The following is a 1,253-nucleotide window of genomic DNA, read 5'->3' on the forward strand; positions in this document are numbered from 1 at the left end:
AATTGTAACATCAGGATATGAAGAAGATAAAGTAACATTTCGGTATAAATAGGTATAAAAAATTAGATTCTAGGGGTATTTTATGTATTGTACTGGAGCAACATCAATAACATGTGAATCTTCAAGCAACGATAAAACGATAGAAACTACGGTAAAAGCAGGAACACGAAAATTAGAAAATATTTTAATACGAAGAATTTTCATGAAAATAGGTGGCATTCAGTCTCCTGGGCATTATTGGATTGAAATCATTCATGATGATGAGGATGAGACTGATGATTTTATAAAAGAGGCAAGGGAACAAAAATTAACTGAAAAACAATTTATTTCAATGAATAAAGAATGCACTAAAGCCAATGGTTTTCGTGAAAGTTATGGATGGTATCCTGATGACGGTCGTTGGGATGGATGGGCAAATTTTAAAGGCAATGGTTTTTTAAATGGTGATTGCAATTACAGGATAAAAAAAGATAAAGAACATAATTTATTTCATACAGAAGAACGAGAAGCAGGTAGACGAAATCATCAAAAAAAAGATGATAAACATCAAGAAAAGAATCATCTTTCAATTAGACCTTTCGATCCTCATCAACATGGTCGATTTCATGAAGATGAAATAGATTTTACAACTCATCCTTATTTATTGCCCGATGATTCGCGCACGGAAGAGCAAGTGATAGAAGAAATTAGAGATTTTGCTGCTAAATTTGAAGATGAATGGAGTTATAAGAGGCATGGTTATAACGAAACTTGTTGTCACACATTTGTATTTTTATTACTTGCCAGTTGTAATTTAGCCGATCCAGACTGCATTGGAGCCCAAAAAGACCCATATTTCAAAGAGTATAAAAATAATTTAAAAAAAAGATTTAAAAACCAGAACAATAATGAGGCTGAAAAAAAATTTTATCAAAGGCATTGTATGACCGAACAATTACATGACATATCAAGGCTTGCACAAGCTAAATAAACTGAATTTTAAAATAGGAAATTCGATTATGCAAATTTATACTAAAAATATTATAACAATTTCTATTTTATATTTTTTGTGTTCGGTCATTAATACTAATTTTACCTATGCGGATATAAACATGATAGTTCAAAAAACAATTATGAAAACACCACAACCTCTAGAAGCTAATAGAATTTACTACCAGTATGATTTTAAAAGTTTTCGTCATAAAGAAGATAGTTCTCCTGCAGAAGGAAAATTATTTTTATCTCCCGCAACGTTAGAAACAGACCCTGACGAT

Annotated in this window: 2 protein-coding genes; both read left to right on the forward strand. The window is 31.0% G+C overall.

Annotated elements, in window-relative coordinates:
• The first annotated feature begins 82 nt into the window (after positions 1–82).
• On the forward strand, positions 83–970 hold the full coding sequence (locus tag B9N71_RS10825) for a hypothetical protein (protein ID WP_085165943.1): 888 nt from the start codon (positions 83–85) through the stop codon (positions 968–970).
• A gap of 28 nt (positions 971–998) precedes the next feature.
• Positions 999–1,253 (forward strand): hypothetical protein (locus tag B9N71_RS10830; protein ID WP_143422120.1); only part of this gene is annotated, 255 nt, incomplete at its 3' end.

This window comes from Gilliamella bombi (genome assembly GCF_900103255.1).
Taxonomy (GTDB): Bacteria; Pseudomonadota; Gammaproteobacteria; order Enterobacterales; family Orbaceae; genus Gilliamella; species Gilliamella bombi.